Genomic DNA, 20,881 nt, shown 5'->3' with positions numbered 1-20,881 from the left:
GACGCAATCAAATTAAGCTGATTCCGCTGCCAAGCGATAAAACTTGCAGCGTGCAGATTGGATAAAACCAAGTTCTGCTGACTCTACGAATTGGGTTTATTGACCATGTCAATGAACCAACCAGTCAAGCCTGACGACCATAGCGACTTGGTCCCACTCCTTCCCATCCCGAACAGGACAGTGAAACGAGCCAGCGCCGATGATAGTGCGGATTCCCGTGTGAAAGTAGGTCATCGTCAGGCTATTTACCCCTCAAAACCCCTCCAGCTCAGGCTGTGAGGGGTTTTGTTTTTGGGTGATCTGAATATTCAGCCGGATTCAAGAGTGCGCGGCAAACGAATCGGGCGGTGATGAACAATGCCGCCTGCCGACATGGGCGGATTTCGGATGCCCGTTGGGTGCTGTTGCCGTATTGAATTGGTGGCGCCAATTCAGGCCCACTCAAAACAAATCAATTTGCGGAGCCAGGGGCGCCGCAGGCAGTTCCCAACTCGCGACTTCGCTGTAGCGGTAGCCCGCCCCGTCACCCTCGCTGCGGACAAGCAGCACGCGATCGATGGTCCAGTCGATGGGTTCTATCGCGATGGGCGCATCGGCGATTGCGGCGAGATAGCTGAGGGTGATGTGCGGCACGTTCTGCGCCGACGCGCTGAGCCCTTGCTTTGCGAGCGCGGCGTTGATGGCACGTAGCAGATCGACGAATCCGGCCGGCATCCCTCTCGGCTTCAATGCGGAATAGCCTTCGTTGCTGACAATCCAGCTGAGCGTCATGGTGACAGCGTGCGCCGCGATCAAGCCACCCGCCCGCAGCAGGAGTTGTTCCACCTCCGGCATCTCGTCCGGCCAATAGCGACCCGACAGTGACTGATGCCAGTTGGCGCGCGCAACCAGCAAGGTGCGCAACCGCTGGTCCAAATGGAGTCCCTGAATTGCCGTTTCGATGCAGTCTCCTGCGTCAGCCGATGGGCAGGCCATGAACAGGTAGCGCGGCCGGCTCATCGGGTCTCCCGCCTCTCATCAAGACGATTTGTAATCGGTGGCGTCCGCTCAGTCACCTTAGTCCCTCACGCGCGACCGCCGCCCAGCGACTGCCGCACGAAGCGAACCAACGCACGTGCGGTTTCCGAGCCGCTAGGCAGCGGCAGGGTCAACGCTTGCACAGTGTCAATACCGGCCAGCATGCGCCATCCGGGCAGCACGTCGACCAGCGCAGCTGCCGTCAACGAGCCCAAGCTCGGCGTCCCGGCCGCAGCGTCGTCCTCATCCCGCAGCGCCCGCAGCGGCTCCACGCAGAAATCCGGTGCGATGACCAATCCGGCGCCGTGGCGCGCCAGAGCAACAAGCCCGTCCAGGTCGCTGCCCCAGGCCACCGCCTGCAGCGACACGCTCTGCCGTCGTCCATCGTCGTGCTGCCACTCGGTGACGACGGGCTCCTCTCCCTGGCCCAGCAGCAGCAGGGGTGCGTTGGCGAGATCCTGGGGCTCTTGCGCAGATGTGTGTCGGCCGCGACCGTAGACGCGGACCACAAACGGCAGCACCGGCTGGGCGACCCATTGCTCGGGTGGCTTGCTGGTGACGCGGAACGCGATGTCCAGCCCTTCGCGCATCAAGTCCACGCGGCGATCCGTGAAGAAGAGTTCGTAGCGCACGGCCGGGTGCAGCAGTTGGAAGCGCGCGAGCAAAGGCGCGAGCACATGCCGGCCAAAACCGGCGGTGGTGCTGATGCGGATCGTGCCGTCAAGCTGGTCACGCGCGTGCCGCAGGGCCAGGCGGGCGCTCTCTGCCGCATCACGAACGGCGCGGGCACGGGCGTGGAGGCGCCGGCCGGCCTCCGTCAGGCCCAGGCTGCGCGTGCTGCGAGCGAACAGCGCCAGGCCGACTGCGTTCTCGATAGCCGCAATGCGGCGGCTGATCGCCGCGCGTGTCAGCCCGAGGTCCCGCGCCGCCTGGGCAAAGCTGCCGGCCTGGGCAATGCGTGCGAAAAGCTCCAGCGCATTCGCGTCCAAAGCCTCTTCGGCAGCGGTCTGGCGGCGTCGGCCGACGCCAGGCGGGACGGGGTTCTTTGTCGACATTTTGTTGACGATCTGGGGCTTGTAGACGATCTACTGCTTGAAAAGTTGCCAATCTAGACTGCCTCCACCGCCGCCACAAGCGCGCTGACCCGAGGTTCCGATGAACAGCCTTCCCTTGACCCCTGCCGATGCGCTGCCGCTGCCCATTCCGGCGACAAGTGCACTGGACCTGGACGACACCCACGCCCGCGACCTGCAGGTGCGTGTCTGTCCGACGCCGCTGCGTTGCAGCGATGGCCGCCTGCTTGCGGCGCAGTGGTTTGAGCCCCCGCATGCCGTCGGCGTGCGCGCGGTGGCCGTGATAGGGGCCGCAACGGCGGTGCCGGCCAGCTATTACCGCCACTTCGCGGAGTGGCTGGCCAGGCGCGGCTATGCCGTGTTGAGCTTCGACTATCGAGGCATCGCTGCCTCGCGCGAGGCTTTGCAGCCCGGCGAGGACGTGCGCCTGCGGGATTGGGCTCGGGTGGACATGGGCGCAGCCTTGCACGCGGCAGACAAGCGTCGGCGCGAGGAGGCTGCGGCCCAGCGCCGCGAACTCGGCCTGCTGTGGGTCGGGCATTCGCTGGGCGGCAACTCGGTCGGCCTCGTGCCCGGCTTCGAGGACAAGGTGGATGCGCTGCTTGGCGTTGCGGCCCAGGTGGCCTACCTGGGGCATTGGTCGGGCTTCGCGCGCCTGCAGGCTTGGCTGTTCTTCCATCTGATGCTGCCGGTCGCAGTGAGGCTGTTCGGCCATGCGCCCGGCCGCATGCTCGGCCCGCGCGCCGAGAACCTGCCTGCTGCCGCGGCGCTGGAATGGGCCGCGTGGGGGCGAAAGCCCGGCTTCCTGTTCGGCGACGAAAGCCTGGCGCGCGAGCGGAGCTACCACCGGTTTACCGGCCCGGCGCATCTGTGGAGCGTCACAGACGACCATCTCTTCGGTCCTGCCGCCGCCGTCGACGCGCTGGCCGGCCATTTCAGCGCCGCGCGCGTGCAGCGCCATGCCGTCGCTCCGGCCGATCTGGGCGTCAGCAAAATCGAGCATTTCGGCCCCTTCCGACGTGACCTGGGTGCCAAGCTTTGGCCGCGCCTGCTCGAGCCCATCGAAGCCGCGACACCTCGGCTTGCAGCACGCTTGCACTCGGCGTAAGCACCGCTGCGGTGCACGCTTGGGCGCGGCTAAGGTCGCGTCATGATTGACGACCGCTTTCTTGCCGACAACACCGCCGTGCTGCGCGCGCCGGTGCGGTTCTATTTCGACTTCTCCTCGCCCTATTCCTACATCGCCTCGGAGTGGGTCGAGGCCGTCGCCGCCCGGCATGGCCGGCGCGTGCAATGGCATGCCATCCTGCTCGGCGTGACCTTCCAGGCTGCAGAGCTGAGATCGCCCGTGGCTCACCCGATCAAGCGCGACTACACGCTGCGCGACTTCGAGCGCTCGGCCCATTTCGCCGGACTGCCCTACCGTCAGCCCGATGCCTTTCCGATCGCGACGCAGAACGCGGCGCGCGTGTTCTGGTGGCTGAGTGATCAGGACCCGGCCCGCGCCGTCGCTTGGGCGCACGCCGGGCTGCGCGCCTATTTCACGCGCGGTATCTTGCTCGGTGATGTTGAGGCACTGAAGGGGCTGTTGGCCGATTCCGGCATTGATGCCGACGCGGCCGAGGCCGCCTGGAGCGACCCGGTCTGGAAGAACCGCCTCAAAGCCGAGAACGACGCTGCCATTGCCGCTGGCGTGTTTGGCGCGCCTCATTTCATCGTCGACGGGGAACCCTTCTGGGGCAACGACCGCCAGGCCCAGATCGAGCGTTGGCTGGGCAGCGGCCCGTTCAAGGGACTGGCCTGAGGATGTTCACGCTCGCGTCATGACATACGGGCAGCATGCCCGCCATGCCGACGACGCAAGACTCCGCTGCCGCCGACACGCCCACGCTGTCGGTGCGAACTGTCTGGATCTCTGACCTGCATCTGGGCACCCCCGGTTGCCAGGCCAAGGCCCTGCTCGACTTCCTGCGCGACGTCGAGTGCGAGACGCTCTACCTCGTCGGCGACATCATCGACGGCTGGCAGCTGCGCCGCTCCTGGTACTGGCCGCAGGCGCATAACGACGTCGTGCAGAAACTGCTGCGCAAGGCGCGCAAGGGCACGCGGGTCATCTTCATCCCCGGCAACCATGACGAATTCGCGCGCAAATACCTCGCGCACAACTTCGGCGGCGTCGATGTGATGGAAGAGGCCATGCATGTGACGGCCGACGGCAAACGGCTGTGGGTCACGCATGGTGACCTGTACGACGGCGTCATCCAGTGCGCGCGCTGGCTGGCCATCGCGGGCGATCTGGCCTATGAGTTCACGCTCAAGGTCAACCGTTGGTTCAACCGCATCCGCGCCAAATGCGGCCTGCCGTACTGGAGCCTGTCGCGCTATCTGAAACACAAGGTCAAGCGCGCGGTCAGCTATATCAACGAGTTCGAAAACGCCGTTGCCCGTGAGGCCAGGAAGCGCGGTGCGCACGGCGTTGTCTGCGGCCACATTCATCATGCGGAGATCCGCGAGATCGACGGCATCCTTTACTGCAATGACGGCGATTGGGTGGAGAGCCTCACAGCCCTCGTCGAGCACTTCGACGGCCGGCTGGAGATCATCGACCGAGGCGACGAAGCGGCATTGCCCGGCATGCTGCCTGCGCCGAAGACCGTGCCTGTGGCGCTGCCGATGCCGGCAGCCGCGAAGGCCGCGGCACCGGATACGGTCAGCTCAGCCTGAGCAATGCCTGGCCGGCGCGGATCTGCACGTCCGGGGCAATGCCCTCGGCCAGGTCAAAGCCCTTGGGCACGAAGACGATGATGGTCGAACCGTGCTCGAACCAGCCCATCTCCTGGCCTTTCACGTGCGGCGCCGAGCAAGGCATCTCGTTCGCACCCTTGCGGCCGAGATGCAGCAGCACGTCGAGGAAGTGCAGGCGGATGCTGGCCACCAGGATGGCCGCGACAGGCACCAGCGCGATCGGATGACCGCTTGAGAGCGTCATGCGCACCACGGCGCGCTCGTTGCGACAGAACAGCCGTTCCACACGCTTCAGTGCCACCGGATTCACGTTCCACGTGTCTCCGCTCAGATAGGTCACATGCTCCACCGTGCCGTCCGCCGGCGCGTGGAAGCGGTGGTACATCGCCGACGTCAGCCGCAGCGTGACGAAGCGGCCGCCCTCGAAGGCGCAGGCGTCCTGGGTCGGCCCGAACAGCTCCTCGGTCGAATATGGAAACCCCTTGGCCTGGTAGACCTGCCCGCGTTCGACGACGCCGGTCGCGCCGACGATGGCGTCGCTGGGGCTTGCAAAGATTTCAGGCCGCGCGTCGAACACGCGTGAGCCGGGTCTCAGCTCGCGGGTGAAGCAATCCTTCAGCGAACGGAAGCTCTGGTGCTTGGCCTCGCTCAGGTCCAGCGGCGTGAACATCCGCCAGACGGCAATGGTCAGCCGCGTCAGCCACGGGCTCTCGATGCGTGAGAAGCGACCCATCATCTGCGTGAGCGCGATCCGCGGCACGCGGTTGGTCAGCAGGAAGTTCAAGTCTTCCTGCGCCACGAGGCGTTTGAACCATCCCCGGCGGGGCCGCGCGTGGTCATTCATCCCGACGCTCAGCGCGGGCGATGCTTCGCGGTCTTTCATCAGAACTTCTGCTCCAGCATCTCGCGAAAAACGCCGCGGCGGATGGCCTTGGCGGTCAGCTCGGGCGCGGTCCACCACCAGCCGTCAGCACGCATCTCGTCGCACGCGGCGATGAAGCGGTTCATAACCTCGGCGAACTCGGCGTCGCTGTAGTTCAGGCTGAAGATCAGCCGGCCCGTGCCCACCCAGCTCAGCGCCAGGCCATGCTTGCGCAGATAGAACTGCAGCATCCAGTGGTAGCGGCCGGGCTGGTCGTACATCACGGTCCAGATCGTCGACAGATTGGCCATGCGCACAGGCGCGCCGGCCGCCTGCAGGCGGGCGTTGAACTGCGCGCAGCGCGCGTTCCAGCGTGCGTCGAGGCCGTCGTACAGCGCTTTCGTCTCGGGGCGCTCGATCCGCTTCAGGAACGCCGCCATTGCGGCCACCACGTAGGGGTGCGCATTGAAGGTGCCGCGTGCAAAGCAGATGTCCGCCGGCCGGTCCTCGCGGTAACGCTGCATCAGTGCGCGGCTGCCGCACACCACACCCACCGGCAACCCGCCGCCAAGCGTCTTGCCGTAGGTGACGAGGTCGGCCTTCACGCCGAAGTACGCTTGAGCGCCGCCCGGTGCCAGGCGAAAACCCACGAACACCTCGTCGAAGATCAGCACGATGCCGCGTGCCGTGCACACCTCGCGCAGCTTCTTGAGCCAGGCCGTGTAGGCCTCGCGGTCGTAGCTCGCGCGGCGGCTGCCGTCGATCAGCGCGGAGTCACCCGGCGCACTCGCGTTGGGATGAAGTGCCTGCAGCGGATTGACCAGCACGCAGGCGATGTCGCGGCGCGTCGCCAGCACCTTGAGCGAACGCTCGGCCATGTCCTGCAGCGTGAAAGTCTCGCGCGGCGGCAGCGGGTTGCCCGGGCCGGGCTGCACGTCCTCCCACCAGCCGTGGTACGCACCGGCAAAGCGCACCAGGCGCTTCCTCTTGGTGTGATAACGCGCCAGCCGCACGGCCTGCATGACGGCCTCGGTGCCGGACATGTGGAAGCTCACCTCGTCCTGACCGGAGATGGCCTTCAGCCGCGACAGCACATCCAGCACGCAGGGGTGGTAGGCGCCGAGCACGGGGCCGAGGTTGCGCGCCGTTATGACCGCCTCGTCGATGCATTCCTTGTAGGCGTCATAGCCCAACACATTGACGCCGTAGGAGCCGGTCAGGTCGTAGAGCCGGTTGCCGTCCAGGTCCTCCACCTGCACGCCCTCGCTGTGCTTCAGGAAGGCGCCCACCTTCAGATGCTCGCGCAGCACGGGGCTGAACTGGAAGGGCACGCGGTAGCGGCCGGTGAAACGCAGGTCGGAGATGGTGTCGCGCGCCTGCTCGGTGGCCGCGAGCGTCTTCGCAAAGCGCGTGTTGAACTCGGCGCCCAGTCGCTGCAGCGCCGCCTTGCGCTGCGCGGCCACATCGGCCGGCGCGCCGTCGGCCGCGAAGAACTGCGCCTCGTCGTAGGCATAGCCCGGCACCCAGCGCGCTAGCCGCTTGGCCATGCGCGAATGCCCGGCCAGCGACCGGTGCTTGGCCCGCGACAGCTCGATGCGCCGCTTGGCGGCCGGCAGCAGCGCCAGCAAGCCGAGCGCCAGTGCCGAGAAGGTGAGGGTTTCGTCCATCAGCTCAATGCGCCTGCTGGCCGACGTGGTCCATCGGGTCAATGAGCTGACCGCGCAGCAGGTACAGCGGCGCCTTCCAGTACAGCATCACGTCGTGGAAGGGGTCGGTGATGATCTTGAAGCCCCAGGCCAGACCCTGCATCAGGTTCTGCGTCACCCACAGCTGCACGACGCGGAAGACCAGGCCCGTCACGCCCAGGCAGAACCAGGCCATGCCCACGTCCTCGACATAGCCCTGCAGGCCCACGGCGGGCTGGATCAGGCCGCCCAGCGACGGCGCCAACCACAGCACCGCCGGCAGCGCCACCCACACCGCCATGAGCACGATCTTGCGGCGGATGTTGTAGCCAATCTTGATCTCTTCCTTGTACTCGTCGGTAGCCTTGTTCACCTCGTCATAGCCACGCGGCTCGAAGAAGAAGTGACCCGCCTGGCGCGTCGTCATCGATACGCACCAAGCCAGCAGTGCCGACCACGCGGGATTCACGAACAACAGCGCATACGACACCAGGAAGCTCAAGGCGCTGATCAGGTGCAGGCTCTGGTTGATGCGGCTGTGGTGGTAGTAGCGGTGGTCGTCCCAGCGCTGGGTCTTCAGGGTTTGAAAGAACTCGTTCACGTCCCGTCCTCGTATTTGGGTGGCAAGCAGCGCGATGGTGGGCTGCTTGCGTGAAATCGGCGTGACGGTCCGGTTGTCATCGTGCTGTTGCAAACGCTGCCGACCATGCGCGCATGAAAACCGCAACCGACGCCGACGACATCCTGGTTGACGACTTGCCCGCGCCGCGCCATTCGCGTCGGCTTGCGGTGGTGACGGAGACCTATCCGCCCGAAGTCAACGGCGTCGCCATGTCGATGGCTCGCGTCGTGGACGGTCTGAACCGCCGCAACCACGACGTGCAGCTCATCCGCCCGCGCCAGCCAGCCCGGATGGGCATGCAGCCCACCGGCAAGCCCGAGATCGACGAAGTCCTGACCAAGGGCCTGCCCGTGCCGCTGTATCCCAACCTGCGCATGGGCGTGCCCAGCAAGCGCAGCCTCGTGAAGCTGTGGTCGCTGCGCCGTCCCGACGTCGTTCACATCGCGACCGAAGGGCCGCTGGGTTGGTCGGCACTCCAGGCGGCCCAGCACCTGTCGCTGCCCGTCACGTCCGACTACCGCACCAACTTCCATGCCTACGGCAAGCACTACCGCCTGGGCCTGCTGTCCAAGCCCATCATGGGCTATCTGCGCAAATTCCATAACCGCTGCGACGCAACCATGGTGCCCACCGAGGCCATGCGCGTGCTGCTGGCCGAACGCGGCTTCGAGCGGCTGTCGGTGGTGGGCCGTGGTGTCGATACGCAGCGCTTCGATCCGGCGCGACGCAACGCTGCGATGCGCGCGAGCTGGGGCGCCGCGTCTGACGATCTGGTCATGGGTTACGTCGGCCGCCTGGCCCCCGAGAAGAACCTTGGCGTCGTGCTGGCCGCTTTTGAAGCTGTGAAGCGGCTGCAACCGCGTGCCCGCCTCGTCTTCGTCGGCGACGGGCCGATGCGTGCCGAGCTGGCGGCGCGTGTTCCCGACGCCGTGTTTGCAGGACAGCGCGGTGGCGACGATCTGGCGGCGCATTACGCAGGGCTGGACCTCTTCCTGTTTGCAAGCCTGACCGAGACCTTCGGCAATGTGACGACCGAGGCCATGGCCAGCGGCTGCGCCGTCGTCGCCTTCGAGAGTGCGGCTGCGGGCGAGTTGATCCGTAGCGGCGTGAACGGCTGGCTGGCCGGTCCGGGCAAGGAAGACGCCTTTGTCGCGGCGGCGGGCGTTGCCGCCATGGACGCCAACGCCCGCCGGGTGGTGGCCGGGGCGGCGCGAGCCACGGCAAGGCGATTGGATTGGGCCGATATCACGGCGCGTTTCGAATCGGTGCTGGAAGGCGCCATCGCGCGCGGCGAGCCGGTGTTCCGACTGACGGGTTTGCAGGCCGCGGCCTAACGCGAGGAGCCTCTAGGCGCGGCTGCGGGTGTCCACCCAGATCAGCGCTGCAATCGCGCCCGCAACCAGCACGCCCAGCCCGCTGAGCGTCACCGCGATCGGCACACCCGCGGCTTCGCAGCCGGCATAGGTCGCCAGCATCGCCAGCACGCTCAGGTTTTCATTGAACCCCTGCACGGCGATGGACCGCCCCGCGCTCAGCAGCGTCGCGCCGCGGTGCTGCAGCAGCGCGTTCAGGGGCACGACCATCGCGCCACCCACGGCGCCGACCAGAGCGAGCACGACCGCGGCCGTTGCCACCTCGCTGACCTCGGCCACCACTGGCATCAGCAGGCCCAGTGCGATGCCGGCCCAAAGCCCATGCCGCGCCTGGTGCAACGCCAGCCAGCGCCCTGCCGCCGCCGCGCCGCCGATGACGCCCACCGCCACCGCCGCCTGCAGATAGGCTGCCTGGCTCAAGGGCAGCGCGAGTGCCTCGCCAGCCCATCTCAACACCGCGAACTGCAGCGTCGCCCCGACGCCCCAGAACAGCGTCGTTGCCGCCAGCGACAAGCCACCCTCGCGGTCGCGCCAGAGTGTGCGGTTGGCAGCGCGGAATTCGCGCAGCAGCGTCGCTGGATCGTGCGCGACGCTGCGCTGGCGCCGCCCGCTGTCGGCGATGCCGGCGTTCAGCAGGCTGGACACCGCATAGATGACGAGCAKGGCCGCGAGCGAGCCCGTCAGCTTGTCGGCCGGCAGGTTCAGGCCATCGCAGAAGTCGGCCATGCCCGAGGCCAACCAAAGGGGGCTGACCAGCGCGCCGCCCAGCACCGCGCCCAGCAGTGCCGCGGAGACGACGCTGATCTCGATCCAGCCATTGGCCTTCACGAGCGCTTCGGGCGCGGCCATCTCGGTGATCAGGCCGTACTTGGCCGGCGCATAGGCCGCAGCGCCCAGGCCGACCACCGCCAGCGCCGCCACCGGGTGCAGGCCGAGGGCCAGCAGCGCCAGGCCGAGCATCTTCACGAGGTTCATCGCGGCCATCACGCGGCCCTTGGCGAAGGCGTCGGCCAGTGGCCCGACCCAGGGCGCGAGCAGCACATAGGCGGCCATGAAGCCCACCTTCAGCAGTGGCGCCCACCACAGCGGGAAGCCCTGCTGCGCGAGCAGCGCGATGGCGACGATGAGCAGGGCGTTGTCGGCCAGCGCCGAGGCGAACTGCGCGCCGATGACGAGGCCGAAGCCGCGCGGCAGGGCGGGGCGTGCGGCGCAGAGTGAGTGGGTGTCGGAGGAGGTGGCGTGCACGAGTGCCGCACTGTGACAGTGCGGCGTGAAAAGGCGATGACGCGGCCGGATTCCGGGCAGCGAAAGGCGGGGCTGCTCTTCAACAGCCGCGCTCGCCCCACGCGCCTCAGCCTCTGATCACCACCTCGAACAGCAGTGCCAGTTGGCTGGCGATCAGCAGCTCCTGGCGCGTCCAGGCCCGCGTCGTGCGGGCATCGACCAGCCACAGGGCGCCGGCCAGCTGCGCACCGTCATACAGGGGCACCTCGATACGTGCCTCGGCGGCGCCTTGCAGGCCGGACAGCTCGGCATGGCAGGGATGCAGGGCCGCATCCGGCAGCGCGAGCGGCGCGCCATGGCGGGTCAGCAGGTCGACGTAGCGCGGCTGCTCAGCGTTGCTCAGTCCGCCTTGCCCGAGCGGCCAACGGATCACGCTGGCCAGCCCGAGGATGCGGATGCTCGCCGCCTTCAGCTCAGCCAATGCCTCGGGCGGCGTTGCCGTGGACAGGCGCTGGCGCTGGCCGCACAGATGCAGCAGCAATTCCTCCGGCGTGACCGGCGTACCGGCCTCCTCGGCCGGCGGCGCGGCCAACGTCGTGCGAGCGGGCAGGCTGAGGCGCTCGATCTCGGACTGCAGGGCCAGGTGTTGCCAGAGGTGGTCCAGTGCGCCGGGGGCATCTCCCTCCGCCTGCAGCAGCTCGGCCAGTTGCAGGTGGGCCTGGCGTGCCTGCGCACGAGCCTGGATGCGCTGGGCCAGGGCCAGGCCGTGGCGGGTCGAGCGCACGGCGGCGGCGTTGTCGCCGCGGGCCAGGGCGATCTCGGTCCAGGTGCGGCTGGCGGCCGCCTCCAGCCAGGGGTAGCCGTGGCGAGCAGCAATGTCGAGCGCCAGACGGCAGTCGGCCACGGCCCAGTCCATGCGCTGACGGGCCAGCGCTGCGCGGGCAAGATGCCAATGCGCCTCGGCCTCGAAGACGCGGTGGCCGCCGCGCCGCGCCGCGGCCAGGCCATGGCTGAAATGGCGCTCGGCGGCGGGCAGGTCGCCAGTCTCAAAACTGCCGACGCCGATGTTCAGCGCCAGCTTGGCGGCCAGGTAGCTGTCGTCGCCGCCGCCGAGCTTGAGTTGCTCGCCGGCGTCACGCATCTGGCGCAAGCCGCGCGCCCAGTCGGCCTGGGCGTAATGAATCTGTCCGAGGCCAATGCGCGCGGCCACGCCGGCCTGCAAATGACCGCTGACCTCCGCGAGGTCCAGCGCCCGCGACCATTGCTCACTGGCGAGCTGATACTCGCCCTGCTGGTAGGCAATACGCCCGAGCGCTTCGCAAACCCGCGCGGCCTGCACCGGGAAATGTCCGGCGGCTGCCAGCGCACCGGCTTGTTCAAGGGCCGGCAGCAATTCCAGTGCACGTCCGCGCGGCTCCAGCAGACCGAAGCGCGCGTAGAGTGCATCCACACCGACAGCGGTGTCGCCCGCCGTGAAAGCGTTTACGCTGAGCGCATCCAGCAGCCGGTCGGCCGCGGCAGGGTGGCGATGGGCGACGCGGGCGATACGGCCCAGCAGGTCGGCCAGGGCTTCGCTGGCGGCAGGGTGGAGGGTGAACACGGCGGCGGATCCGGATGGATCGGGTTGGTTTCTCACTGGTATTCTTGTCGATTCCGAGAGCAAGCCGCACTCCGACTCGGGCTGATCCTTAGCCCAATCGAGTGGCCGTAGACCAGTTTAAAACCAATTGACGTGCATGGTCGTTGGTATTAGAGTGGTATCGACAGAATCCCGTCGACCATGCCGCCTGTTCTCGATCCCTCCCTGCTGACTTCCCACGACTCCGGCCGGCCTGCGCGCTGGTGGGTCGGCATCGACGGGGGCGGCACCAGCACGCGGGCCGTCGTGGCCGATGCGCATGGGCACATTCTCGGCCGCGGTGAGGCAGGCGCTTCGGCCCTCGGCCAGGGCGCCGAGCAGGCCTGGCGGCATATCGCCGAGGCCATCGACCACGCCGGCGTGCCTGGTTTGACGCTGCGGGATTGCGCTATCGGCCTGGGCCTGTCGGGCACCGGCGTGCCGGCGCAATTGCGCGCCTTTGTCGCGGCCGACCCCGGCGTGGCTCGCTTCAGTTTGGTCACCGACGGCCTCGTCGCCCTGCTGGGCGCCCATGATGGCCAGCCCGGTGCACTGTTGATTTCAGGCACTGGCTCGGTTGCCGAGGCCCTGCTGCCCGACGGCAGCCGCCGCATGGTGGGCGGCTGGGGCTGGCAAATCGGCGATGAGGGCAGTGGCGCGTGGCTCGGCCAACAGGCCATGAAGCTTGCTCAAGCCGCCTACGACAGCCGCGTCCCGGCCGGTCCGCTGGTGCAGGCCGTCTGGCGCCAGACCGGCGCGACGCGCGAAGAAATGCTGGGCTTCTGTGCCCAAGCCGGGCAGAGGGGCTATGCCAGCTTGGCGCCCCTGGTCTTCGAGCACGAAGAAAACGACCCTGCCGCCAGCGTGCTGCTGGCGCAGGCAGCGGGTGCGCTCGACGCCCTCGCTGCCGCACTCCATCCCACCCTGCCGCTGGCCCTGGCCGGCAGCATCGCGCTGCGCTTGGGCGCGCGCCTCAGCCCGGCCTTGCAGTCTCGCCGTGTCGAACCTCAGGGCGAGCCGGTCATCGGCGCGCTCTGGTTGATTCAACAACAAGAAATGAACCACGCATGAGCGCCGTCTTCAATTTCAAGCCTGATCCCAATGCGGCGTCGCCGCTCTACATGCAGCTCGCGCAGAGCCTGGCGACGGCCATCCGCGAGGGGGTCTTCCACGCCGACGAGGCCCTGCCCAGCGAGCGCGTGCTGGCCGAGCAGCTCGAGCTGTCGCGTGTCACCGCGCGCAAGGCCATCGACCGTCTCGTCGAGCAGGGGCTGATCATCCGCAAGCGCGGCTCGGGCAACTACATCGCGCCCAAGCTGGAGCAGCCGCTGACGCGCCTGACCAGCTTCTCGGAAGAACTGCACCAGCGAGGCTTCGTGCCCAGCTCGCGCTGGCTGCTGCGCGGCTTCACGCCGGCGGCACCCGACGAGCAGCTGTCGCTGGAGCTGAAGAGCGGTGAGCGCGTCGCCCGCCTGGAGCGCTTGCGCCTGGCCGACTCGGTCGTCATGGCCTACGAAGTCTCGGTGCTGCCGCAGACCGTGCTGCCCGACCCGCAGAAGGTCGAGGCGTCGCTCTACACCCATCTTGGCGACCGCGCGCCGGTGCGCGCGCTGCAGCACATCCGCGCGCTGAATGCCGACGCCAAGCTCGCCGGTCTGCTGGAGGTGCCGTTAGGTGCGGCCGTCCTCTTCATCACGCGGGTCGGCTATCTGTCCTCGGGCCAGGCCGTCGAGCTGACGCATTCCTATTGCCGAAGCGACTACTACGACTTCGTGGCCGAGATGCGCAGGGACTGATGAAACTTCGACTCGAAGGCGACATCGTCACGCCCCAGGGCGTGATCACCGGCCACCTGGACATCGCCCACGGCCGCATCGCGGCCGTCAGCGGCACGCCCATCGATGTCTTGCGCGCCGGCGAGGGCGGCCGGTCCATCCTGTTGCCCGGCTTCATCGACACCCATGTGCATGGCGGCGGTGGCCGCGACACGATGGAGGGCGGCGACGCCATCGCGACGATTGCGCGCCGCCACGCCCGCCACGGCACGACGGCGCTGCTGGCCACGACGATGACGGCGCCGGTCGGCGAGATCGAGGCCGCGCTGAAGGCGCTGGGCCCGGTCTGCCGCCAGCGCGGCCGCCAGTCGGCCCGCGTGCTCGGCGTGCATCTCGAAGGCCCGTACATCAGCCCTGATCGACTCGGTGCCCAGCCTGCGCATGCCATCCCCGCGACGCTGGAAGAGGTGCAGCGGCTCAACGAATTCGCGCCCATCAAGGTGCTGACCATCGCGCCCGAGATGGTCGGCCACCTGGCGCTGATCGGCCCGCTGCGCGACGCCGGCATCCGTGTGCAGATCGGCCACAGCAATGGCGGCTATGACGACGGCGTGGCGGCCCTCCAGGCCGGCGCCGCGGGCTTCACCCACCTCTTCAACGCGATGACCGGCCTGCACCACCGCGAGCCCGGCATGGTCGGCGCGGCGCTCGCCCACGGCGAACACGCCGAGCTCATCCCCGACCTCATGCATGTGCACCCCGGCGCCATCCGCGTCGCGCTGCGCTGCATCCCCGGCCTGTTCTGCGTGACCGACTCGACCGCCGCAGCCGGCATGCCCGACGGCGAATACCGCCTCGGCGAATACACGGTGCAGAAATGCCTGGGCGGTGTGCGCCTGGCCGACGGCACGCTGGCCGGCAGCGCTCTGACGATGGACCAGGCGCTGCGCAACCTCGTGCAGACCGTGGGCCTGACCTTGCCCGAAGCGTCGCGGCGTGTGTCGACCGCGGCCGCCGAATACCTGGGCCTGACAGACCGCGGGCGCCTTGAGGCTGGCGCCTGGGCCGATGTGGTCGTGATGGATGCCGCACTGAATCTGCGGCGCGTGTTTGTAGAAGGTGAAGAGATCGATGTCGTCGTTGATGCTTGAAGAGGCGCTGAGCGCGCCGGACGTGGTGGCCCGCCAACTGGCAGCGGACCCGCTGAGCTATACCCGCCTGGGCCAGGCGCTGCAGGAGCAGCCGCCCAGCAGCGTGCTGACGATTGCGCGCGGCAGCTCCGACCATGCGGCTCACTACCTGGCCTACCTCGTCATGGCGCGCCTGGGCCGGCTGGTCACCTCGCTGCCGATGTCGCTGATCACGCTCTACCAGAGCCGCATCCACTGCCAGGGCCTGCTGTCGATGGCCTTCTCGCAGTCAGGCCAGAGCCCCGACCTGATCGCGCCGACGAAGTTCTTCCGCGAAGGCGGTGCGCGCACGGTGGCCTTCGTCAACGCCAGCGGCTCGCCGCTCGCGGCCGCGGCGGAACACGTGTTCGAGCTGCACGCCGGCCCCGAGAAGAGCGTGGCCGCTACGAAGAGCTATATCGCCCAGCTGGTGGCCGGCGCCCGCGTCGTCGCTGCCTGGCAGCAGGACGACGCCCTGCGCGCCGCGCTGAACGTGCTGCCCATCGCGTTGGAGCGGGCCGCCAAGCTGGATTGGAGCGCCGCGCTGCCGGTGCTGCAGAACGAGGACCGCCTCTTTGTGCTCGGCCGTGGCACGGGCCTGGCCGTCGCGATGGAAGCGGCGCTCAAGCTCAAGGAAACCTGCGGTATCCAGGCCGAGGCCTTCTCGGGCGCCGAGGTCAAGCACGGCCCCATGGCCCTGGTGCGTGACGGCTATCCGCTGCTGGTGTTCGCGCCGCGCGGCCCGGCCCAGGCCGGCCTGCTGGCCATCGCCGAAGAGATGAGCTCTCGCGGCGGTCGCGTGCTGCTGGCCGCCCCAATTGGAACGCCCTGCACGCCGGGCGTCGAGCTGCTGCCGCTGGTGACGACGGGCAACGAGGACCTCGACCCCATCGCCCTCGTGCAGAGCTTCTATCCCATGGTCGAGGCGCTGGCGCGCGCACGGGGCTTCAACCCCGATGTGCCGCCCAACCTGGCCAAGGTCACCAAGACCCACTGAGAACAGCCATGAGCACCTTCGACCCCGGCCGTCTCGTGATGGTCGATATCCCCGGCCAGTCTCTTGACGCTGAGACTGCGGCCTTTCTGCGCCAGCAGAAGATCCGCTCGGTCTGCCTGTTCCGCAAGAACATCGGCAGCGAGAGCGAGGTGCGCGCGCTGATGAGCGACCTCATCGAAGTGCTCGGCCCTGAGGCGCTGATCGGCATCGACCAGGAGGGCGGCGCCGTGGTTCGCGTGACCTTCCTGCCGCAGCCGCCGTCGGCGATGGCCTTGGGCGCGAGTGGCGACGCCGACCGTGCCGAGGCCGTGGGCGCCGCGGTGGCGCGCGGGCTGAAGTCGCTGGGCATCAACTGGAATTTCGCGCCGGTGCTCGACGTCAACAACAACCCGGCCAACCCGGTCATCGGCGAGCGCAGCTTTTCCAACGACCCGGTCGAGGTCAGCCGTCTCGCGGCTGCGTGGATGCGTGGCTCGCTGCGCGAAGGCGTGGCCTGCTGCGTGAAGCACTTCCCCGGCCATGGCGACACGCATGTGGACTCGCACCACGCCCTGCCCACCGTCGACAAGACGCGTGCCGAGCTGAACGCACTGGAGCTGGCGCCCTTCAAGGCACTGGCCTCGCAGGCGCCGGCCATGATGACGGCCCACATCGTCTATCCGCAGATCGACCCCGACCGCCCGGCCACGCTGTCGCCGCAGCTGATCGGCGGCATCCTGCGCCAGGACTGGGGCTATGACGGCGTCGTCATCACCGATGCGCTGATGATGAAGGCCGTGGCCGAGCGTTTCGGCTACGCCAGGTCGGCCGTCATGGCGATCGAGGCCGGCGCCGACATGGTGCTGGCCCAGGGCTCGCCGGCCGAGCAGCTCGTCGCCATCAACGCGCTGCGCGACGCCTTCGCCAGCGGCCGGTTGACGGCCGAGCAGGGCGAGACGGCCAATCGCCGCCTCGACCGCCTCGCCGCCGCCTACCCGGCCCGCGCCGTGGACGACAGCGCTGCCCGGGCGGCCGACCATGCGTTGATGGCCGAAGCCTGGGCCGCGGGCCTGACCGCACTGCGCGGTGCCAGGCCGCCGGCTTTGGATGCACCCATCCGCGTCATCGTGCAGGGCGATGTGCCGACCGACATGGTCTCCGAGGCCGGCCCCACTGGCCGACAAGCCGTGGCCCTGTTCGAGTCCTTCAGCGACGCCCAGGTCCAGATGGTCGACGACATCGCCCAGCTCGACTGGCGCACCGTGCCCAAGGACGGGCGTGTCAATGTGCTGGTCTCTACGCGCCGCGCCCGCTACGGCTTGGCCGCGAGCGAGTGGCGACCCGACCTGCACTTGTCGCTGTGGAACCCCTACCAGAGCCTGGACGTCGCCGGCCCGACCGTGCTGAGCTGGGGCTTTGCGCCCGGTGCGCTGGCCGGCCTCAAGGCCTGGCTGGAAGGCCGAGCCCAAGCCACCGGCCGCGCGCCGCAGGGACTGCAGTGATGGAACAGGCTCGGACTCCAATGAGGTGGGTGCCCACCCTGTACTTCGTGCAGGGCATGCAGTTCTTCGTCGTCATGCTCATCGCGGGCCTGATGTTCAAGAACCTGGGGGTCGAGAACGACCAGATCGCCCGCTGGACGGCCGTGCTCGGCCTGGCGTGGGCCATCAAGCCGCTGTGGAGCCCGTTCCTGGAACTCGCGCGCAGCAAGAAGCTGATCGTCGTCGTGGCGCAATACGTCGGCGCCGTGGGCTTGGGGCTGATGGCGCTGGCACTGCATCTGCCGCACTGGTTCGGCGCGGCCATCGTCGTGCTCTTCCTGATCGCCTACGCGTCGGCCACGCATGACATCGCCTGCGATGGCCTCTACATGGCCTCGCTCGACGAGAAGCGCCAGGCCGCCTATGCCGGCTGGCAGGGCGCCTTCTTCAACGGCGCGCGCTTCTTCATCACCGGCGTCATCCTGAAGCTGGCGGGCCATCTGGAAGGCACGATGGGTGCAGCCAACGCCTGGTCCACCGTCTTCCTGGCGCTGGCCGGCCTGGTGGCCGTGCTGGCCACCTACAACGCCCGCTTCCTGCCCGGCACGCTGAGCACCGAGCACAGCGAACTGACGGCCTCGGGTGTGGCCGCCATGCTGAAGGAGGTTGTCGTCGACTTCTTCCAGAAGCCGGGCATCTGGCGCGCCGTGCTCTTCATCGTCATGTTCCGCTTCGCCGAAGGCCAGGTGCAGACCATTGGCCCGCTCTTCCTGCTGGAAGCGCGCGACAAGGGGGGGCTCGGCCTGACGACCGGCCAGGTGGCCGACGTCTACGGCTGGGTGGGCACGGGTGCGTTCCTCGTCGGGTCCGTGCTGGGTGGCTGGGTCACCAGCAAGCTCAGCCTGCAGCGCGCGATGCCGCTGCTGCTGGTGGCCATGAGTGTGCCCAACATCACCTTCTATTACCTCGCCAGCCAGCTGCCGGCTGATATGCCGCACATCGCCGCCGCCGTGGGCGTGGAGATGTTCGGCTATGGCTTCGGCTTCGTCGGCATGATCCTGTACATCATGCAGGCCGTGGCCCCGGGCCGCTTCCAGACGGCCCACTATGCGCTCGGTTCGGGCGTCATGCAGCTGGGCTTCATCTTCGCCAAGTCCATCAGCGGCGACATCCAGATCGCGATGGGCTACCAGCAGTTTTTCGCCTGGACGATTGGCTGTGGCCTGCCGGCATTGCTGCTGCTGCTGTGGGTGCCGATGCCGCGCAAGGCCGCGCCGGCCGAGGCCGTGCCGGCATGAAGGCCGCGGCGCTGTTGCTGGTTGCCGCGGCTCCTGCATTCGCCGCTGGCGAGTTCTTCGACGACTTCTCGCAGACCAGCCTGGACGCGCTCCGCCAGAGCGGCTGGGTGCTGCGCGAGGGCACCGGCCACCCGGGCCTGCCGGGTGCACGCTTCGCCACCACCCAGCTCTCGCTGGACGGCGGACTGCTCAAGCTGAAGATGTCAACGGACGGCACGCCGGCCAACACCTCGCTGGCCCAGCTCTGCGCGGCTCGCAAGTTCCTGGTTGGCACGACGACGGCGCGTGTGCGCTTTCGCGACACGGCGGGCTCACGCGACCCCATCGTCCAGAGCTTCTTCCTGGCCGGGCCGCTCAAGCACGACTACGACCCCGACTTCAGCGAGGTCGACTTCGAATACCTGCCGCATGGCGGCTGGGGCGAGCCGGAGACGCGGCTCTACGGCGTCAGCTGGCACACGGTGCGCATCGACCCCTGGGAGTCCTTCAACCAGGCCTCCATCGTGCAAGGCTCCTTCGACGGCTGGCAGCTGCTGACCGTGCAGGTCGAAGCCACGCGCACCCGCCACTACGTCAACGGCAAGCTGATGGGCGAGCACACCGGCCGCAATGTGCCGAGCAAGCCGATGGCGATCAGCTTCAACCATTGGATTTCCGACGGTGCGACGGCGGGTGCGCCGCGCGACTACGAATTTGAGGTCGACTGGGTGCTGCACGAGGCCGGCAAGACGCTGAGCTCCACCGCGATGCAGACCCGTGCCGCGCAATTGCGCAAAGAGGGCGTGACCCGCCGCGACACCGTGCCGGATGCCGGCCTGACGAGCGAATGCAATCTATGAAGAAGACCTTGATCGCCGCACTGGCGCTGGCGGCCTCCCTTGCCCAGGCTGAGACCAAACCGCCGGTCGTCGGCACCTACATCCTGGCCGAACGCGGCGTCGATGTCGTCGAGCAACTGCAGCCCGGCCGTGTCACGCACCTGCTCTATGCCTTTTTACTGATCTGCGGTGAAGGCGAGCGCGCCAAGGAGGCCACAGCCTGTGCCGGCAAGCCCAACTTCAGCATCGCACCGCATGCCGACCAGGACATCTTCTCCGCCGCCTTCCAGCGCCTGAAGGTCCGCGACCCCAAGGTGCAGGTGCTGGCATCGGTGGGGGGCTGGGGCGGCTCCGATCCCTTCTTCCACCTGGCCGCGACAGCCCAGGGCCGCGCGGCTTTCGTCAAGTCCTCGGTGGACTGGCTGCGTGCCCACCCGGGCTTCGACGGCCTGGACATCGACTGGGAGCACCCTGGCTCCAACGGCGCGGTCAACGGCGTGCAGTTGGGTAGCAAGGCCGACGCTGAGAATTACGTGCTGCTGATGCAGGATTTGCGCGTGGGGCTGGATGCCCTGGGTCGCGATGTCGGCAAGCGCTACGCGCTGACCACCGCGATTGCCACGACCAAGGAGCAGTTGGCTCGCATGGCCATGGGCCGCGCGGCGCCGTCGCTGGACCTGGTCTTCATGATGACCTACGACTTCGCCGGTCCTTGGACCAAGAAGGCCGTCAACCACACTGCGCTGCGCAGCGCCAAGCCCAGCGACGACACCAGCCTGGAGGCGTCGGTCGCCAACCTGAAGCGCGAGGGCGTGCCGGCGGCCAAGCTTGTCGCCGGCGTGGCGATGTATGGCCGCGGTTTCGACGGCGTGAAGGCCGACGGCAGCTACGCCAAGCCCTGGCCCAACGAGGACGGCTCGGTGCCTTTCAAGGACATCGACTCGCTGACGGGCATGAAGGCCCATTTCGACAAGCGCACCCAGTCCTGGGCCATGGTCGGCGGTGGTCGCTTCGTGGGTTACGACGACCCGCGTGCCGTGCGCGCCAAGGTCGCGTTCGCGAAGAAGCAGGGCCTGGCTGGCGTGTTCGCCTGGGAACTGAGCCAGGACAACGGCGAAATCCTGAGCGCCATGCAGCCGTGAGTG

Annotated in this window: 19 protein-coding genes and 1 rRNA gene; 13 read left to right on the top strand and 7 right to left on the bottom strand. The window is 68.0% G+C overall.

Translation table 11 applies throughout. From position 1 onward, the window contains the following. Window positions 1-129: 129 nt before the first annotated feature. Window positions 130-242 (top strand): 5S ribosomal RNA (gene rrf / locus AC1DW0_RS28880). Between the two features lie 199 nt (window positions 243-441). Here the strand turns inward: rrf and AC1DW0_RS28875 are convergent. After that, window positions 442-999 (bottom strand): 2'-5' RNA ligase family protein, encoded by a 558-nt coding sequence (locus tag AC1DW0_RS28875; RefSeq protein WP_457353886.1) that lies wholly within the window; start codon window positions 997-999, stop codon window positions 442-444. Window positions 1,000-1,064: 65 nt separating this feature from the next. Then, a complete protein-coding gene (locus AC1DW0_RS28870) occupies window positions 1,065-2,072 on the bottom strand; it encodes a LysR family transcriptional regulator (protein WP_457353884.1) in 1,008 nt (335 codons plus the stop codon). A gap of 100 nt (window positions 2,073-2,172) precedes the next feature. On the opposite strand from AC1DW0_RS28870, the gene AC1DW0_RS28865 reads away from it, so the two are divergent. Genes AC1DW0_RS28865 through AC1DW0_RS28855 form a run of 3 tightly spaced genes read left to right on the top strand, consistent with a single transcriptional unit; the run spans window position 2,173 to window position 4,814 of the window. Next, window positions 2,173-3,198: an alpha/beta hydrolase family protein gene (locus tag AC1DW0_RS28865; RefSeq protein WP_457353882.1), complete on the top strand. Its 1,026-nt coding sequence runs from the start codon at window positions 2,173-2,175 to the stop codon at window positions 3,196-3,198. Between the two features lie 42 nt (window positions 3,199-3,240). Next, entirely contained in the window at window positions 3,241-3,894 is a 654-nt protein-coding gene (locus AC1DW0_RS28860) for a 2-hydroxychromene-2-carboxylate isomerase (protein WP_457353880.1), read from the top strand. A gap of 35 nt (window positions 3,895-3,929) precedes the next feature. Next, window positions 3,930-4,814 (top strand): UDP-2,3-diacylglucosamine diphosphatase, encoded by an 885-nt coding sequence (locus AC1DW0_RS28855; RefSeq protein WP_056194611.1) that lies wholly within the window; start codon window positions 3,930-3,932, stop codon window positions 4,812-4,814. Here AC1DW0_RS28855 and asd read toward each other — a convergent pair. From asd to AC1DW0_RS28840, 3 genes are read right to left on the bottom strand one after another with little or no spacing between them, the layout of a single operon-like run. Next, complete coding sequence (asd, locus tag AC1DW0_RS28850) at window positions 4,801-5,718, bottom strand: archaetidylserine decarboxylase (protein WP_457353878.1); 918 nt, start codon at window positions 5,716-5,718, stop codon at window positions 4,801-4,803. The genes AC1DW0_RS28855 and asd overlap by 14 nt on opposite strands. Next, on the bottom strand, window positions 5,718-7,364 hold the full coding sequence (locus AC1DW0_RS28845) for an aminotransferase class III-fold pyridoxal phosphate-dependent enzyme (protein WP_457353876.1): 1,647 nt from the start codon (window positions 7,362-7,364) through the stop codon (window positions 5,718-5,720). The genes asd and AC1DW0_RS28845 overlap by 1 nt, the downstream gene beginning before the upstream one ends. A 4-nt stretch (window positions 7,365-7,368) precedes the next feature. Next, window positions 7,369-7,983 (bottom strand): Mpo1-like protein, encoded by a 615-nt coding sequence (locus AC1DW0_RS28840; RefSeq protein ID WP_477949472.1) that lies wholly within the window; start codon window positions 7,981-7,983, stop codon window positions 7,369-7,371. Window positions 7,984-8,096: 113 nt separating this feature from the next. Between AC1DW0_RS28840 and AC1DW0_RS28835 the strand changes: the two genes are divergently transcribed. Then, window positions 8,097-9,338 (top strand): glycosyltransferase family 4 protein, encoded by a 1,242-nt coding sequence (locus tag AC1DW0_RS28835; RefSeq protein ID WP_477949470.1) that lies wholly within the window; start codon window positions 8,097-8,099, stop codon window positions 9,336-9,338. A 12-nt stretch (window positions 9,339-9,350) separates the two neighbouring features. Here the strand turns inward: AC1DW0_RS28835 and lplT are convergent, their stop codons facing one another. Next, on the bottom strand, window positions 9,351-10,622 hold the full coding sequence (gene lplT / locus AC1DW0_RS28830) for a lysophospholipid transporter LplT (protein WP_477949466.1): 1,272 nt from the start codon (window positions 10,620-10,622) through the stop codon (window positions 9,351-9,353). 106 nt (window positions 10,623-10,728) lie between these two features. Then, window positions 10,729-12,201 carry a GAF domain-containing protein gene (locus AC1DW0_RS28825; protein WP_477949464.1) on the bottom strand — a complete coding sequence of 491 codons (1,473 nt, stop codon included), beginning with the start codon at window positions 12,199-12,201 and terminating at the stop codon, window positions 10,729-10,731. A 180-nt stretch (window positions 12,202-12,381) separates the two neighbouring features. Between AC1DW0_RS28825 and AC1DW0_RS28820 the strand changes: the two genes are divergently transcribed. Genes AC1DW0_RS28820 through AC1DW0_RS28785 form a run of 8 tightly spaced genes read left to right on the top strand, consistent with a single transcriptional unit; the run spans window position 12,382 to window position 20,878 of the window. Then, on the top strand, window positions 12,382-13,290 hold the full coding sequence (locus AC1DW0_RS28820) for a glucosamine kinase nucleotide-binding domain-containing protein (RefSeq protein ID WP_457353866.1): 909 nt from the start codon (window positions 12,382-12,384) through the stop codon (window positions 13,288-13,290). After that, a complete protein-coding gene (locus AC1DW0_RS28815; RefSeq protein WP_056194626.1) occupies window positions 13,287-14,015 on the top strand; it encodes a GntR family transcriptional regulator in 729 nt (242 codons plus the stop codon). Before AC1DW0_RS28820 ends, AC1DW0_RS28815 begins: the two co-directional genes overlap by 4 nt. Then, window positions 14,015-15,145, top strand: a complete 1,131-nt coding sequence (nagA, locus tag AC1DW0_RS28810) for an N-acetylglucosamine-6-phosphate deacetylase (RefSeq protein ID WP_477949462.1) — start codon at window positions 14,015-14,017, stop codon at window positions 15,143-15,145. Before AC1DW0_RS28815 ends, nagA begins: the two co-directional genes overlap by 1 nt. Beyond that, the gene (locus AC1DW0_RS28805; protein WP_477949460.1) at window positions 15,126-16,160 is read left to right on the top strand and encodes an SIS domain-containing protein; all 1,035 of its coding nucleotides are present in this window, start codon (window positions 15,126-15,128) and stop codon (window positions 16,158-16,160) included. The genes nagA and AC1DW0_RS28805 overlap by 20 nt, the downstream gene beginning before the upstream one ends. Before the next feature lie 8 nt (window positions 16,161-16,168). Then, window positions 16,169-17,641 carry a beta-N-acetylhexosaminidase gene (nagZ, locus tag AC1DW0_RS28800; protein ID WP_477949458.1) on the top strand — a complete coding sequence of 491 codons (1,473 nt, stop codon included), beginning with the start codon at window positions 16,169-16,171 and terminating at the stop codon, window positions 17,639-17,641. A 20-nt stretch (window positions 17,642-17,661) separates the two neighbouring features. Then, entirely contained in the window at window positions 17,662-18,918 is a 1,257-nt protein-coding gene (locus AC1DW0_RS28795; RefSeq protein WP_235531895.1) for an MFS transporter, read from the top strand. Next, complete coding sequence (locus AC1DW0_RS28790) at window positions 18,867-19,757, top strand: glycoside hydrolase family 16 protein (RefSeq protein ID WP_477949456.1); 891 nt, start codon at window positions 18,867-18,869, stop codon at window positions 19,755-19,757. The genes AC1DW0_RS28795 and AC1DW0_RS28790 overlap by 52 nt, the downstream gene beginning before the upstream one ends. After that, on the top strand, window positions 19,754-20,878 hold the full coding sequence (locus AC1DW0_RS28785) for a glycoside hydrolase family 18 protein (protein ID WP_477949454.1): 1,125 nt from the start codon (window positions 19,754-19,756) through the stop codon (window positions 20,876-20,878). The genes AC1DW0_RS28790 and AC1DW0_RS28785 overlap by 4 nt, the downstream gene beginning before the upstream one ends. Window positions 20,879-20,881 lie beyond the last annotated feature (3 nt).

Source organism: Roseateles sp. P4_D2 (assembly GCF_056401875.1).
This window is presented reverse-complemented; position numbering and strand designations above follow the sequence as displayed.